The organism is Streptomyces ficellus, from assembly GCF_030406405.1.
GTDB lineage: Bacteria > Actinomycetota > Actinomycetes > Streptomycetales > Streptomycetaceae > Streptomyces > Streptomyces ficellus_B.
The window spans coordinates 138639-153464 of record NZ_JAUEPL010000001.1 but is presented as its reverse complement, the minus strand read 5'-3'; the positions used below and the strand labels follow the sequence as shown (position 1 = coordinate 153464).

Below are 14826 nucleotides of genomic sequence, written 5' to 3'. Positions count from 1 at the left end.
GCGGTCAGGTCACGACCCGCCGGGCGAAGTCCAGCGAGCGCGCGAAGATGGCCTCCACCCCAGTGTCGGGCAGCCCGTGCCAGCCGTGGTCGGCGCCCGGGACCGTCCACAGCTCGACCGGTGCGCCCGCCTCCTTCAGGCGCGCGGCCAGTGCTTCGCTGTGCGTGCACGACACCATGGTGTCCTCCTCGCCGTGGACCAGCAGGAAGGGCGGGGCTCCGGGGTGGACCTGTGCCACGGGGCCGGCCGCGGCGGCGCGGTCCGGGACGGTGGCGGGGGCGGCCCCGACGAGCATCGCTTCCGGCGTGGCGGGATCGTACGGGTCGTAGCCGCCGCGCGGGGTGGCCAGATCGCTCGGCCCGTACCAGACGACGGCGCCCGCCAGGGCAGCGCCCGCCACGGATGGGCCGGCCAGGGCAGCGCCGGCGTGCGTGAGCGCGAGGAGGGAGGCGAGGTGACCGCCCGCGGACTCGCCCCACACGACCGTACGTCCGGTGTCGATGCCGAGCTCCGCCGAGCGCACCGTGAGCCACCGCAGCGCGGCGCGGAGGTCGTCCAGCGGGGCGGGGAAGCGGGCCTCCCCGCTGAGCCGGTAGTCGACGCAGGCGACGGCGAGGCCCGCCGCCGCGATGCGGGCGAACGGCCCGGGCGTCCACTGGCGGGTGCGCAGCCCCATGTCGTCGCGCCGGCCTCGCCGCCAGGCGCCGCCGTGCACGAACAGCACGAGCGGCACGGGACCGTGGCCCGCCCCGGCGCTCTCAGGCAGCCACAGGTCCAGCTCCAGCGGGCGGCTGTCGGCGACGTTGGCGTACGGGACGCCGCGCAGCACGTGTACGCTCCCGCACTGCGCGGCGGGCGGCAGCGGAGCGACGTCCGGGTGCGGTGCGGTGATCAGCTCCGGCAGGGAGGGGCGGTTGTCGTTCACCGGGTCCGCCACTCGTGGTCGGGCAGGAACCGCACGTCGTACTGGCGCGGGACGGTGGCGAACTTGTGGGGTTCGGGTACGACCGGCTCGACCGGCAGGCCGAGTTGGTCGGCGGGCGCGCCCAGGTTCTCGAAGAACCGCTCGAACGTCCCGCCGGGGCCCGCGGCGACGCCCACGACCTGGCTGTGGTGGCGCTCCATCCGGTAGGCGTGGGGGCAGTTCTTGGGTACGAAGCCGAAGTCGCCGGGCGTGAGGAGCTTCTCCTGCTGGTTGCCCTCGGTGTCCTCGACGAACAGGCGGACCGCCCCGGCGGTGACGTAGAAGACCTCGTAGGTGTCGGGGTGCAGGTGGGCCGGGATCAGGTTGCCCTTGGGGCCTTCCACGGTGAAGAAGTTGAAGGTGTTCTCGCTCTGCTCGCCGCCCGCGTAGATGGTGATCAGGTCACCGAACAGGTGGGCGCGGTCGCCCTCGCCCTTCTCGATGAAGTAGGGCTTGCCCGGATCGGCGGGTATGCGGGAGGCGCGTCGGTAGGGGGTGGCGTATTCCATCGTCATGGGGTCTCCCGGACTCGGCTCGAAGTGTCAGGCAGCCTGACATACGGTGGGGTCAAGGGGCAAGTGGGCCCGCCGGGTCCCCGTGCGTCATGAGGCGGGACGGGTGCGGTGGCCGAGCAGGCACGGCGGGTGGGGGTCACTTGGTCGACCGCACGAGGGCGTGCAGCGTCCACTCCAGGGGCCCCCGCCTCAAGGGAGTGCGGCGGAAGACGTACGCCCATACGGCACACCCCACCAGTGAGACCCCGCAGAACGCGCCCAGTGCCGGCCAGCCGTGGTGGGGGTGCAGTTCCGCCCGCGCGATGACGTGTACGGCGTACACCGACAGGCCCATCGTGCCGACGACGGCCAGCGGGCGCAGCAGTGGTTCGAGGAGCCTGCCGCGGCACGCGGCGACGGCGAGGCCGAGGAGCAGCAGACCCGCGCCGATGTTGGCGAGGGTCTCCAGCGGGGTCTGGCTGTACGGGTCGTCGACCAGCAGCCAGGCCCAGGAGGTGCTGGGTATCGCGCCCGCCTGCTTGGCGAGCACCGCCCGCACCGGATCAGGGGCGTCGACCGCGAACGCGTGGCTCCTGGCGATGGCCCGCAGCAGTGCCTCGCGCCCGCCACCCGGGCCCAGTGCCAGGGCCGACAGGCCGTGCCCGGCCAGCGTGATCAGCGCTCCCCAGCCGATGAGGCGGCGGGCGATACCGGGACGGCGCAGGTCCGCGACCCGGCCCAGCGCCATGCCGGCGACCACGTACGGGAAGTACGTCAGCCACGGATACGCCCCCGACAGCAGCAGCGTGTCCAGCGCGTCACCCAACCCCGACCAGCTGGTGACGGCCTCGAAGCCGGGGTAGCGGCCGCGCCCGGTCGCGCGGTACCCGAAGTACGGCCCCAGAACGTACGACAGGACGGGCCCGACGACCACGGACAGCGCGGCGACCGCGACCAGGGCCCGGGTGCGCAGCCGCGCGAGCGGCTCGGCGGCCAGGAAGTACAGCGCGAAGAACGCGAGGATCACCGCGATTCCCGATCGCAGCTCCGTCAGCGCCAGTCCCAGCACCGCCAGTACGGCACACCGTACGAGGGTGCCGCGCACCGCCCCGCCCGGCTGCTTGCGCGGCCGGGTGCCGCCCCGGGAGAGCGTCAGCGAAAGCCCCGCGATGAGCGTGAAGATGGCCGGGGCGCGCCCGTCGAACGCGACCAGCAGATAGCCGGCTCCTTCGGGCTCGGCGGGCGGGCCGATGTGGGCGGCGAACATGGCGAACACCGCGATGGCGCGGGCCACGTCCACGCTCAGCAGCCGTCGCCGTCCGGGCGTGACCGCCGGCGTGGGAGCGGATTCGGGCGTGGCCGCCGACATCGCCCCGGACCCCGACGCGAACCTAGCCCCGGATCCCGATCCGGACCCCAACCCGGACATCGCCCCGGACGCCGGCCCCGCCCCGGACGCCGGCCCCGCCCCGGACTCCGGCCCCGCCCCGGACTCCGGCCCCGCCCCGGACCCCGACGCGAACCCAGGCCCCAACCCCAACCCCGATCCCGACCCGGTCGCCGCTGTGGCCGTGGGGTCCGGCGCGTTCGCCCCCGCTGCCGCCGTAGATGTGTGCGTCACCGCGCTGATCCGCCCCCGCGTTCTTCGTCCTATTGTCGGTTCATTTGTATACGCCTGCACTGACAGGCCCGCAGCAGGGGTGTCATGGGTGCGCGCCCACCGTGTGTGACGCGCGTCATGGTTTTGCGTAGTGATGTTCAGGTAAGGTCCTCGCGCATTCGGTTGACTGACCATCAGCTGTGCGGGGGGAAGCTGAGTTCCGGACTTTGGCGTCGCCGCACACCGTCCGGAAGGATCCCACTCTGTGATACCTCGCCTCCGCGGGCGCCTGCTCGCCGTCCTGATGGGGGCTCTCGCCTCCCTCGCCGGCATCTCCACCCTCGCCTTCGCCGCGGGAGGGCCGCAGTCCATCGGCACCACCGCCGCCGCGGCCGCCGACGACACCTTGCCTCCCGTCGCCGTCGAGGACTTCTCGTACCCGAACGCCGCCAAGATCCTGGCCGAGAAGGGCCTCACCCTGCACAAGGGAGACGGCCGCATCCTCCTCGCCGACTGCGACAGCTCCCGGCAGCAAATCCAGGTATGGACGCGGCAGACCGCCGACGGCAAATACTGCTTCGACGCCAACGCCACGCGCGGCTACCTCACGCTTGAAGTCCCCGACGTCTACGCGCTGCAGACCAGCGACCACCCGATCAGCGCGGACCTGACGGCCAACGGGAAGACCCAGACCGTCAACGTTCCCAAGGACAACTTCCAGGGCGTCGGCGAGGGCACCGGCGGTGACCCCACCGTCCTGGTCGAGATCCGCGTCACCGGCTGACCGCGCCTTACTGCCCTCACCCCACGCTCCGCAGCGAAGAAGACCAAGGACCACAACGTGTCAGGAAAGTTCCCACGCGCGGCAGTCACCGCCGGCATCCTCGCCACCGGCGTGGCGGCCGGCCTGCTGACCGCCGCACCCGCCGCCCAGGCGGTCATCGGTGGCCCGGCCGCCGACGGCAAGTACACCTTCACGGCCAAGATCGACATCGGCGGAGGCGAACGCGCCTGCTCCGGCGTCCTCGTCGCGCCCCAGTGGATCGCCACCGCCGCGAGCTGCTTCGCCGCCGACCCCCAGCAGAGCGCCCCGGTGGTCGCCGGAAAGCCCGCGCTCAAGTCCGTCGCCACCATCGGCCGCACCGACCTCACCACCACCGGCGGCCAGACCGGCGAAATCGTGGAACTCGTGCCGCGCGCCGGGCGTGACCTGGTCCTCGCCCGGCTCGCCAAGCCCACCACCGGCATCACCCCCGTCGCGCTCGCCGCCGCACCGGTCGCCCAGGGCGAGGCCCTGACGGTCACCGGCTACGGCCGCACCAAGGCCGAATGGGTGCCGAACCGGCTCAACACGTCCGCGTTCACCGTCGACGCCGTGAACCCCGACACCCTCGCCCTCACCGGCGCGGCCGCCGGCGCCGCGATCTGCCAGGGCGACACCGGTGGCCCGGCGGTCCGCGAGAAGGACGGCAAGACCGAGCTGGTCGCCGTCAGCAGCCGCTCCTGGCAGGGCGGTTGCCTGGGTACCGACGAGACCCGCACTGGCGCCGTCAGCAGCCGGGTCGACGACCTGAAGGCATGGGTCGACAGCACGGTGGCGGCCGCCCGTCCCACCGACTTCAACTGCGACGGCCAGCGCGACATCGCGGTCGGCGACCCGCAGGCCACCGTCGGCGGCGACGCCAAGGCCGGTCTCGTGCGCATCATCTACGGCGGCGGCAAGGGCACCGCCGAGATCAACCAGGACCTCGACGCCGTGCCCGGCGGCTCCGAGGCGAGCGACTACTTCGGCGAGACCCTCGCCGTCTTCGACCACAACCTGGACGGCTGCACCGACCTCGTGGTCGGCGTCCCCGCCGAGGACCTGGGCACCGCCACCGACGCCGGCATGGTGCAGGTGTTGTACGGGGCCCCGGCCGGCCTCACCAAGGGCAAGGCCTCGCTCAACCTGGAGCAGGGCACGGGCTCGGGGGCCATCAAGGCATCCGCCTCCGAGGCGGGCGACCGCATGGGCCACGCCCTGGCCGCCGGTGCCACCACCGCCGGTGAGCCCTACCTGCTGATCGGCATGCCCGGCGAGGACCTGGGCGACGTCGCCAACGCGGGCAGCACCTTCTACCTGCGCGGAACCACCAACGCGGCCGTGCACCAGGACAAGACGGGCGTCTCCGGAGCCGTCGAGAAGGACGACCGGTTCGGCACCACGGTCGCGGCCTCCCCGGAGCACATCGCCATCGGCGCTCCCGGAGAGGCCATCGAGGCGAAGACGACCGCCGGCGGCGTGGAGATCCTCAGCCACAAGCTGAACGCCGAGGGCCTGCCCACCTCGCTGGTGGGCCTCAATCAGGACAGCGACGCCGTCAACGGCGGCGCGGAGACCGGCGACCAGTTCGGTGCCGGCCTCGCCATGGTCCCGTACCGCACGTCGGCCACGGCGCCCGCGACGCAGTCGATCGTCGCCATCGGCTCTCCCGGCGAGGACAGCGCCACCGTGAAGGACGCGGGCCGCGTCGTCACCCTCCGGGTGTCCGCCACCGGCATGGTCGCCCAGATCGCCGACATCAACCAGGACGCCACCGACGTGCTCGGCGTCCAGGAGGAGTCCGACAACTTCGGCCGTTACCTCTCGGCCGTCGCCACCACGCCGGGCGCGGTGAGCACCGCCCAGAACACCCTGCTGGCGGTCGGCATCCCCAACGAGGACATCGGTACGGCCGCCGACGCCGGCTCGATCACGGTGTTCCCGCTGCTGGGCGCTCCCGGCGCCTCCGACGTCGCGGTCGAGCCGGGCAAGGCGGGCCTGCCGGGCACCTCGGGCGCCGGCCAGCGCCTGGGCACCAGCATCACCGCCACCGGCACGCACCTGTACGTCGGCATGCCCTACGGCCCGGCCGCGACCGGCGCCGTCCACACCGTGCCGTGGGCGAACGTGTTCTCCGGCACCGCGACCGAGCCGGTCACCACGTACCGGCCCGGTCAGGGCGGCCTCCCCGCCGCCGGTGAGGTCTTCGGCTCCGCGATCCGGTAAAACTCCCCGATCCGGTAAGGCTCCGCGATCCGGTAAGCCACCCGCTTCACCGCACAAGAACGGCCCGTCCCGCGGAAGGGGGCGGGCCGTTCCGTGTGGTCACCTCAACGACGCCCCCGCACGCAGCCCATGGCCCAGGCCCGGCGCGACCGGCAGCTGCACCCGGCCCGTCCCCGGTGTGTCCGCGAACGCCGCCGGGGCGAGCGGCTCCTCGTCGACGAGCAGCGGCCCCACCAGGTCCGGCGGAACCGTGGCGTGGGGCAGCGCGGCCGACAGGTGCGCGGCCGCGAGGGTCGCCACCCCCAGCTCCGGCATCGTGCCGACCTTCACCGCGAGGCCCGCGGTCTGGGCGAGAGCCGCGATCTGCCGCGCCCGGTACAGCCCGCCCACCTTCAGGATCTTGATGTTGAGTACGTCGGCGGCGCCCCGGCGCACCACCTCCAGCGCGTCGTGCGCCGACTGCACCGACTCGTCCACCATGACCCGTACCCCGCCGTGCGCGCGCAGCGCCGCCAGCCCGTCCAGGTCCCAGCGCGGCAGCGGCTGCTCCACCAGGTCCAGCCCGGCGTCCGCGAGGCGGGCGACGGTGCGGGCGGCGCCGCCCGGCGCGTACCCCTCGTTGGCGTCCAGCGACAGCTCGACCGACTCGGGGACCGCCTTGCGCACGGCGGCGACCAGCTCGACGTCGAGCGCCGGGTCCTCACCGCCCTTGAGCTTGATGTGCGGGAAGCCGGCCGCCGCGTACCGGGCGGCCTCCTCCGCCATCTCGTCGAGCGTGCCCAGCCCCACCACCCAGGTCGTCGGCACCGGCCCGCCCGTCGCCCCGCCGCCCAGCAGCAGGTGCGCGGGCCACCCGGCGGCGCCCGCCGCGAGGTCGTGCAACGCCAGGTCGAGCGCCGCCTTGGCCAGGTGCTGGCCCCGGATCGCGGCGTCCATGGCGGCATGGGCGCCCGTCAGGTCGCGCGGGTCACGGCCGACGAGCGCCGGCCCGACATGGTCGGTCACCGCCGCGCACAGCCCGGCCAGGGTCTCGCCGGTGTACGCGGTCATCGGCGACGCCTCGCCGAAACCGGACGCCCCATCGGCCGTCCGGACCTCCACGAGGAGGCTGACAAGGTCGGTGCTGCTGCCGCTGCTGATGGCGAACGGGCGGCGATAGCGGGCACGGACGACATGGGTGTGGAACGAGGCGATTCTCACGCGCGAGCTCCTTCGTCTCCGCCGTGGGGGGTGGCGGTTGCGGTGTCGGGGTTTCGGCCCGGGCCGTAACGGGAACGGCCGCGGACCAGGGACGGACCAGGAAAGGACCAGGGACGGACCGCGGACGGACCGCGGCGTAACCGGTCGGCCGCGGGCTACAGATGGACCCGGTAGACGGTGGGAGGGCGGCCGGTCCGCCCGTCCTGACGACTCCCGGTCGGTACGGCGACGCCCGCCCGCTCCAGGCGCTTGAGGATGCGGCGGGCGGTGCGCTGCTGCACGGACAGGTGCTCGGCCACGAGGTGGGCGGTGACGCCTGCGCCCCCGTCCGCCGCGGCCAGTTCCCGCAGCCGGTCGAGGGTGTGCGGGTGCAGCCCGGCGCGGCGGGCCAGCAGTGCGGGGCTCTCCGGCGCGGCCGGCTCGGCACCGGCGTCAGCATCGGCCGCCGCCCCGGTCCCGCCGGCCGCGATGACCAGGTCGACGTCGTCCGCCATGGAGACCACGCCCGCCGCCGCGCCCACCGAGCGCGCCCGGTTGACGGCCCGCCGGGCGAGGGCCTCCGCCTCGGCCGCCGTACGCCCCAGGCCGAACCCGACATGCGCGGTGCCGTGCCGGGACGCGAGGCCGTCGAGGAACGGGATACAAGTGAATCGCTCTGTCACCGTCTCCAGCACCCCGCGCGTCGTCACCACCAGCCGCCGCCCATCGGGCAGCTCGGCCAGACTGCCACCGAGCACCCGTATGTCCTCCGCCAGCCGCGCGTCCGCGCCCGGCAGGTCGATGATGCCCAGCGCCACCTGCGCGTCCCCGCTGTGCTGCCCCGCCGTGGTCAGGACCAGCGCCTGAAGGGTCGCCAGTATCGAGTGCCGGGACGGTGCGAGCCGCACCGCGTGCGTCTGCTGCTCCAGCACGTGGTACGCCGAGCCGAGACAGGTGATGGCCACCCTGGTCTTCTTGCTGTCACGGGCCTCCAGGTGGAAGTCCACGATCTCCTGCGAGGTGAGCCCCGGCCGGTACGGCAGCACCCGCACCCGGTCGGTGGGCAACTTCGCCTCCGCCATCGTCTCCAGCACCTCGTCGCGGCGGAGCGTGTCGATGGAGACGCGGGCCACGTCGTGCCCGAGCCGCAGCAGTTCGACCAGCGCCCGCAGCAGGGTGGCGCCGTTGTACGGCACGTACATCGCCGGGCGGTCCAGCACCCCGGCGGCGCCCGCCAGCGTGTGCGGGACGACGCCGGTGAACAGCAGCGCGTCCGCCCGCGACCGGGCACCGGTCACGAGGTCGGTGGTCTCGTCCTCGTGACGGTACGGCAGGGGCAGCAGCCGGGCGGGTCCGGCCGCCTGGCCGCCGACCGCGACAACCTTGTGGACCAGGTCCTCGGGACCTATCACGCCGACCGTGAGCGGCATGGCCGGTCTCCGTTCTGCTGGACATTCCACTGAAGTGCTCTGCCGGCGCGCCGGACTGACGCCCCGAAGTGACACACCGCCCGGCATATCACCTGACGTACCACCTGACGTACCCGCCCGGCATACCACCTGACGTACCACTTGACGCACTGCCCCGGCACTCTGTGCTGAAGTGCCCGTTCCCGTGTGCGGGGTGACGCCTGCGTTACGCCTGATTGACGGCCGCCGATGGGGGTTCTACTTTCGGCCCAGGCCATAATCGCGTGCTGCCGAGAGGATAATCCCCCGATGCCGCAACGGGAAATGCCGCTGCCCACAGTTCTCGACCCACGGGGAAGGACATTCGGCGAGGAGGAACGCGTGGCGGTGCTCCGGGTCCTGGACTCGGCCGTCCTGTGCGGCGCGTTCGGCCACGAGGCCCGGGCGCTGGAGGCCGAAATGGCCCAGTTGTACGGGCGCGCCGAGGCCGTCTCGTGCAGTTCCGGCACCGCCGCCCTCCACCTCGCCGTGGCCGCCGCCGGAGTCGGCCCCGGCGACGAGGTCATCACCACCCCCATCTCCGACTTCGGCACCGTCGCGCCCGTCGTCGCCCAGGGCGGCCGGGTCGTCTTCGCCGACGTACGCGAGGACGACGGCAACCTCGACCCCGACGCCGTCGAGGCGGCCGTCACCCCGCGCACCAAGGCCGTCATCGCCGTCCACCTCTTCGGCGGCGCCGCCGACACCGTACGGCTGAGGGAGATCTGCGACCGGCACGGGCTGCTGCTCATCGAGGACTGCGCCCAGGCCTGGCTCGGCGAGGACGAGGCCGGCCGGCTGCTCGGGACCACCGGGGACATCGCCTGCTTCAGCCTCCAGCAGTACAAGCACATCACCGCGGGCGACGGCGGCCTCACCCTCACCGACGATCCGTCCCTCGCCACCCGTATGCGGCTGTTCATGGACAAGGGCTGGGACCGCGCCGAGGGCCGTATCCACCGCACCATGGGCCTCAACTACCGCATGACGGAACTGGTCGCCGCGGTCGCCCGCGTCCAGCTCACCCGGGTCGCGGGCGTCGTCGCCCGCCGCCGCGCGAGCGCGCGGCGCCTCATCGAGGCCGTCGGCGGGCTGCCCGGGGTGACGGTCCCTCAGCGGCGTACCGGCCACGCCTGGTGGGTCGTCCCGCTCCTCGTCGACGACAACACCCGCTGGGCGCGCGGACTGGAGGAGCGGGGCGTGCCCGCCCTGCCCGGCTATCTGGAGCGGCCGCTGTACGCCAATCCGGCACTGTCGGGCTACCCGCCGGGCCTGTGTCCTCGCGCCGAGCGGCTCATCGGCCGTACGTTGCTGGTTCTGCCGTGGAACGAGGGCTACAGCGAGGACGACGTGGACCGGATCGCGCAGGCGCTGGGGAAGGTCGCCACATCATGAGCGTGTCGCCGCACGAGACGTACGCATGGCTTCAGCCGTCCGCCGAGGAGCACATCGGCTGGGACGTGGACGTGATGTACGGGCCATGGCCCCGCCACCACCGCGACATCCACCTCGACGGCGTACGGGCCCATCTGCGCCGTTCTCCCGTCGCCGGCGCCCTCGCGCTCTCCACGCGCGGGCCGCTCTTCGACGACGCCGCCGGCAACGCCGAGACGCTGCGCGACCTCGCCGACTGCCCCGAACTGCTGCCGGTCGGCACCGTTGACGTACGGGACGCGATGACGGCTGAGGACCGGCTGGACGAACTGACCGCCGCGGGAGTGCGGTTCCTGCGGCTGTTCACCTGCGAACAGGCCGCCGAGCCCGGCTTCCCCGGCTACCGCCACGTGGTGAAGCTGGCGATCGACCGCGGGATGGTGCTCCTGCACGACGGCGACCCGCGCCGCTTCGGCCCGCCGCTGACCGGCCGGGGAGCCGATGTCATCTTCCTCGACCTGCACGCCTACCTGCTGGCCGACTTCCTCCTCCTGGCCCGCGAGGAGCCCGGGTTCAAGGCCACCACCCGCATGCTGTCCGGTCCCGACTCCATCGAGCGGGTCATCGACGCGGTCGGCCCGCGCCACCTCGTCTTCGGCTCGCGCACCCCGTTCATGGACATCTCGCCCCAGACGCTGAAACTGCGCTACGCCGACATCCCACCCGACGCCCGCGCCGCCATCGCCACCAAGAATGTCGAGGAGCTGCTCGCCTGATGCCGATCATCGATGTGCACGCCCATGTGGGCCGCTGGCAGTTCCACCTGACGACCGGTGACGCCGACACCAACCTCGCCCAGATGGACCGGTACGGCATCGACCTCCAGATCGTGTCGGCGTCGGAAGCCGTCGTGTACGACGCGGTCGCGGGCAACGCGGCACTGCGCGAGGCGCTGGAGAGCCGCCCCCGGCTGTACGGGTACGCCGTCGTCAACCCCAACCGCATCGAGGAGAGCGCCGCCGACCTCCGCCGCTGCCTGGACACCGGCCGGTTCGTCGGAGCCAAGATCCACACCCACTATCCGGGACGGCTGCCCGGCTGCCGTGAGATGGCCGAGGCCTTCGACGTGGTCGCCGAGGCCGGCGTACCGCTGCTGCTGCACACCTGGGGGCGCGAGGTCACCCTCCTGCCCGAGCTGGTGGAGGCCCGGCCGGGGCTGCGGGTGATCATGGGCCACGCGGGCGGTGACGCCTGGCGCGAGGCCGCCCACGCCGCGGCCGCCTGCGACCGCCTCTACCTGGAGCACTGCCGTACGGCGACGGACGCGGGCCGCGTCGCGTACGCGCGCGAGGCCGGAGTCCCCGTCGAGCGGCTGCTGTTCGGCACGGACGCGACGCTGATCGACCCCTGCGTGTCCCTGGGCGTGATCCGGGACGCGCGGTTCACGGAGGAAGAGCTGGAGCGAGTGCTGTGGCGCAACGCGGCGGAGCTGTTCGGCCTGAAGGTCGGCACGGACCTCCCGCCGCACATGTGAAGCGATCCGAACCTCCAGAACAGGAGAGGGACGTATGGAACGCAGGCGACTGCTCAACGCCGGAGCCGGATTCACCCTGGCGGCGGTGGCGGGACAGACCATCAGCCCGAGCGCGGCGAACGCCGCCGCAGCAGGCACGGCGCGAGCGACAGGAGCGGTGGACACCACCGGCACCGCCGAGGCCACCGGCACGGTGGAGGCCGGGCACCGCTGCTCCGGTGAGCCGGTCTCCACGTACGGCGTCGCGTCCCTGACCGCGGCGATCGTCGGTACGACCGTGCTGGGCAACCACGCCTATGTGGTCGCCCGCGGCCAGAACCCCACCCGCGTCGGCGAGATCGACCTGACGACCAGAAAGCTCACCAGATCCTTCCGGCTCACCCGCGGCGACGGCGGCTGGGCGGCGACCGTCTCCGGCGGCCACGTCTACATCGGGTCCTACCCCTTCCCCGACATCCACCGCATCGACCCCGCCACCGGCACCGTCACCCGCATCGGCACCATCGGCCCGGCCGGCGGCTTCGTCTGGTGCCTCGCCACCGCCCCCGACGGAACCGTGTACGCGGGCACCCACCCGCGCGGCGAGGTCTGGGAGTACAAGCCCCAGACCGGCACGTTGCGCAACCTCGGCGCCGCCATGGCCGGCGAGCAGTACGTCCGCGCCATCGCCGCCGACGACCGCTACGTCTACGCCGGCACCCTCCCGCGCGGCTACGTCATCGCGTACGACCGCGCCACCGGAGCCAAGCGCAACATCACCCCCACCCCGTACGGCGGCGCGGCCGCCCTCCTCGCGCACGGCGGCCGGGTACTCGGCTCCCTCGGCAGGACCATCGTCGACCTGGCCCCCGACGGCAGCGACGCCCGCGCGATCATGATCCCCGCCGCGGAACGCATCGCCGACGCCATCACGGTGATGCCCGATGGCGCCCTCTACTGCGTCGGCCGGCCCACCGGCACCGTCTACCGGCGCGAGGGCGACCGGCTCGTCGCGGTCGCCGCACCCGCCACCGGCGACGAACACCGCGCCCTCATCCCGCTCGGCAAGAACACCATGCTCGGCGCAGTCGGCAGCGGCCGGCTGTGGTGGCTCGACCTGCCCACCAAGAAGTCCGAGATCGTGGAGCTCATCGACATCGGCCTGTCCGGACCCGACCCGGTCCAGTCCATCGCGTACCAGGCGGGCGGCACCGTCCACGTCGGCGGGCACTACTCGCTGACGACCCACCGGCCTTCGCACGGCACGTCCAAGCGCATCAGGATCCCCGGCGAGCCCAAGCAGCTCCGGGTGGTCGGCGGCCGGGTGTACGCGGCGATGTACCCCAGCACCGAGTTCCTGGAGATCGACCCCCGCCGCGGCAAGATCCGCTCGATGGGCTTCATCGACAACGACCAGCAACGCCCCACCGACATGGCGTACGTACCCGAACAGGATCTGCTGCTGGTGGCCAGCGCGCCGCCGGCCGGCGGCCTCAAGGGCGCCCTCACCCTGGTGGAGCGCTCCCGTGGACGGCTCACCGTCCACAAGGACGTCATCACCGACCAGAGCGTGATGTCCGTGGCGCTCGACGACCGGGTCGGCCACCGCACCGCCTACCTCGCCGGGGACACCTGGGGCGGCGGCAGCGTGACCCCCGCCCGGCCGCACGCCACCGTCGTCGCCTTCGACCTGCGGCGCCGTACGGTGCTGTGGGAGGCGACCCCCATCGAGGGCCACGCCAGCATCCAGCACATCGAGGTGCACGACGGCATCCTGTACGGCCTCTACAAGCGCCGCTCGGGCACCTGGTTCGCCATGGACCTGGAGAGCAGGACGGTCATCAAGACCGGCAAGCTCCCCAGCTACGGCGAGATCAGCGTCCACTTCGGGCAGGTGTACGCCTCGGTGTTCGGCGGCTCGGTCTACCGGCTCGGACCGGGGAGCGACGACGCCCAGCTCGTACTCGGCGGCCTGGGCGACGGCTGGTACAACCCGCCGCAACTGGCCTGGGAGCGGGCCACCTGGCACGCGTGGGGCGTGGCCACGCGTGACCTGGCCCGGCTGCGGCTCGACCCGCTGTGCCCGTCCGGGTTGCCCGCGGAGATCACCGCGCAGTACGAGGCCGTCCTGAAGGGCTTGCTGGCCAACTGACCTGGCGTCAGGAGCGTGCGGGCCCGTCGTCCTCCGTCCCGGCCTCCTCGGAGTCCTCGGTGTCGTTGGCCTCTTCGGCCTCTTGGGCCTCTTTGGCCAGCGACTCCAGGCAGTCGACGACGGTCCGCCGCTCCACCGCCGGCAGCCCCGGCCCGTACGGATCGTGCGCGGCCTCCTCCGGAATGAGCCCCTCCCACACCGCGGCCCACAGCATCCGCTGCACATAGCCCTCGATGGGCGCGAGGAACGTCGCCTCCGCGAACCGGTCCAGGCGCGCCGACGCGCGCACGAACCGCCCGTGATCTCCCGCCCGCCACGCCTCCAGGACGGCCACCGTCAAGGGCACCTGGGCCGCCGCGATACCCACCAGCGCCGAATCCGCGCCCCACATCAGCGACGGCCCGAACATCCTGTCCTCGCCGGTGATGACCAGACGGCCGCTGCTCCGCGCCGCCCGGATGGCGTCCTGGCAGTCCATCGCCCGGTCCAGGGTGGCCAGTTTGATGCCCACGGCCACCGGCAGCGCCAGCAGCCGGCTCACCAGCCACGGCGGATACGGATAGCCCCCCGCCTCCCCGTGCAGGAAGAACCCGACCACCGGCAGACCGCTCGCCGCGGCCACCCGCTCGTGCAACTCCACCGCCGCGTCATCGTCCCCGTCCAACTGCGCCAGCGGGTAGACCATCACCGCGTCCGCGCCACCCTCAGCCGCCCGCACCGCCATCCCCACCGTCGCGTCCACCGCCTCGCCCAGGTTCACCGCCCCGGCCGCACGCGGCACCCCCACCCCCGCCACCACCGGCCCCCCGACGGCCTCCCGCCACACCGCGAGGACCCGCCGCCGGTCGTCCTCCGACAGATACAGCCCGCGCCCCGTATGGGCCCACACCGCCACCCCGCCGATCGGCTCCCCGGCGATCCGTTCCGCATAGCCGCGCAGGGCCCCGAAGTCCACAACCCCCGCCGCGTCCATCGGGGTTGCGACCGCCGGCAGGACGGTGCCGCGCAACCGCCGTACCAGGTCCTCAGCAGCCGACATGGGTACGCTCCCGTCTGTCGCGGTCGTCGCCGACA

12 protein-coding genes are annotated in these 14826 nt (G+C 73.1%); 6 read left to right on the top strand and 6 right to left on the bottom strand.

The window, feature by feature from the left end:
- Positions 1-4: 4 nt before the first annotated feature.
- The 3 genes from QWM81_RS00675 to QWM81_RS00665 all read right to left on the bottom strand — a co-directional run bounded on the left by QWM81_RS00675 (position 5) and on the right by QWM81_RS00665 (position 2827).
- On the bottom strand, positions 5-925 hold the full coding sequence (locus QWM81_RS00675; RefSeq protein ID WP_290109361.1) for an alpha/beta hydrolase: 921 nt from the start codon (positions 923-925) through the stop codon (positions 5-7).
- On the bottom strand, positions 922-1479 hold the full coding sequence (locus QWM81_RS00670; protein ID WP_290109360.1) for a quercetin 2,3-dioxygenase: 558 nt from the start codon (positions 1477-1479) through the stop codon (positions 922-924). Before QWM81_RS00670 ends, QWM81_RS00675 begins: the two co-directional genes overlap by 4 nt.
- Before the next feature lie 136 nt (positions 1480-1615).
- On the bottom strand, positions 1616-2827 hold the full coding sequence (locus QWM81_RS00665) for a DUF418 domain-containing protein (protein ID WP_290109359.1): 1212 nt from the start codon (positions 2825-2827) through the stop codon (positions 1616-1618).
- A gap of 496 nt (positions 2828-3323) precedes the next feature.
- Between QWM81_RS00665 and QWM81_RS00660 the strand changes: the two genes are divergently transcribed.
- Both QWM81_RS00660 and QWM81_RS00655 read left to right on the top strand, forming a co-directional pair.
- Positions 3324-3842, top strand: coding sequence for a hypothetical protein (locus QWM81_RS00660; protein ID WP_290109357.1), 519 nt, complete (start codon positions 3324-3326; stop codon positions 3840-3842).
- Positions 3843-3899: 57 nt separating this feature from the next.
- Positions 3900-6086 (top strand): S1 family peptidase, encoded by a 2187-nt coding sequence (locus tag QWM81_RS00655; RefSeq protein ID WP_290109355.1) that lies wholly within the window; start codon positions 3900-3902, stop codon positions 6084-6086.
- Between the two features lie 99 nt (positions 6087-6185).
- Here QWM81_RS00655 and QWM81_RS00650 read toward each other — a convergent pair whose 3' ends face one another.
- The gene (locus QWM81_RS00650; protein WP_290109354.1) at positions 6186-7286 is read right to left on the bottom strand and encodes a mandelate racemase/muconate lactonizing enzyme family protein; all 1101 of its coding nucleotides are present in this window, start codon (positions 7284-7286) and stop codon (positions 6186-6188) included.
- A 155-nt stretch (positions 7287-7441) separates the two neighbouring features.
- On the bottom strand, positions 7442-8695 hold the full coding sequence (locus QWM81_RS00645) for a hypothetical protein (RefSeq protein WP_290109353.1): 1254 nt from the start codon (positions 8693-8695) through the stop codon (positions 7442-7444).
- A gap of 228 nt (positions 8696-8923) precedes the next feature.
- On the opposite strand from QWM81_RS00645, the gene QWM81_RS00640 reads away from it, so the two are divergent.
- The 4 genes from QWM81_RS00640 to QWM81_RS00625 are packed head-to-tail and all read left to right on the top strand — an operon-like array spanning position 8924 to position 13752.
- On the top strand, positions 8924-10108 hold the full coding sequence (locus QWM81_RS00640; protein ID WP_353938261.1) for a DegT/DnrJ/EryC1/StrS family aminotransferase: 1185 nt from the start codon (positions 8924-8926) through the stop codon (positions 10106-10108).
- Entirely contained in the window at positions 10105-10863 is a 759-nt protein-coding gene (locus tag QWM81_RS00635; protein WP_290109351.1) for a hypothetical protein, read from the top strand. The genes QWM81_RS00640 and QWM81_RS00635 overlap by 4 nt, the downstream gene beginning before the upstream one ends.
- The gene (locus tag QWM81_RS00630) at positions 10863-11621 is read left to right on the top strand and encodes an amidohydrolase family protein (protein ID WP_290109350.1); all 759 of its coding nucleotides are present in this window, start codon (positions 10863-10865) and stop codon (positions 11619-11621) included. The genes QWM81_RS00635 and QWM81_RS00630 overlap by 1 nt, the downstream gene beginning before the upstream one ends.
- 34 nt (positions 11622-11655) lie before the next feature.
- Positions 11656-13752, top strand: a complete 2097-nt coding sequence (locus QWM81_RS00625; RefSeq protein WP_290109349.1) for an NHL repeat-containing protein — start codon at positions 11656-11658, stop codon at positions 13750-13752.
- 7 nt (positions 13753-13759) lie between these two features.
- Here QWM81_RS00625 and QWM81_RS00620 read toward each other — a convergent pair whose 3' ends face one another.
- Positions 13760-14791 (bottom strand): dihydrodipicolinate synthase family protein, encoded by a 1032-nt coding sequence (locus QWM81_RS00620; protein WP_290109348.1) that lies wholly within the window; start codon positions 14789-14791, stop codon positions 13760-13762.
- Positions 14792-14826 lie beyond the last annotated feature (35 nt).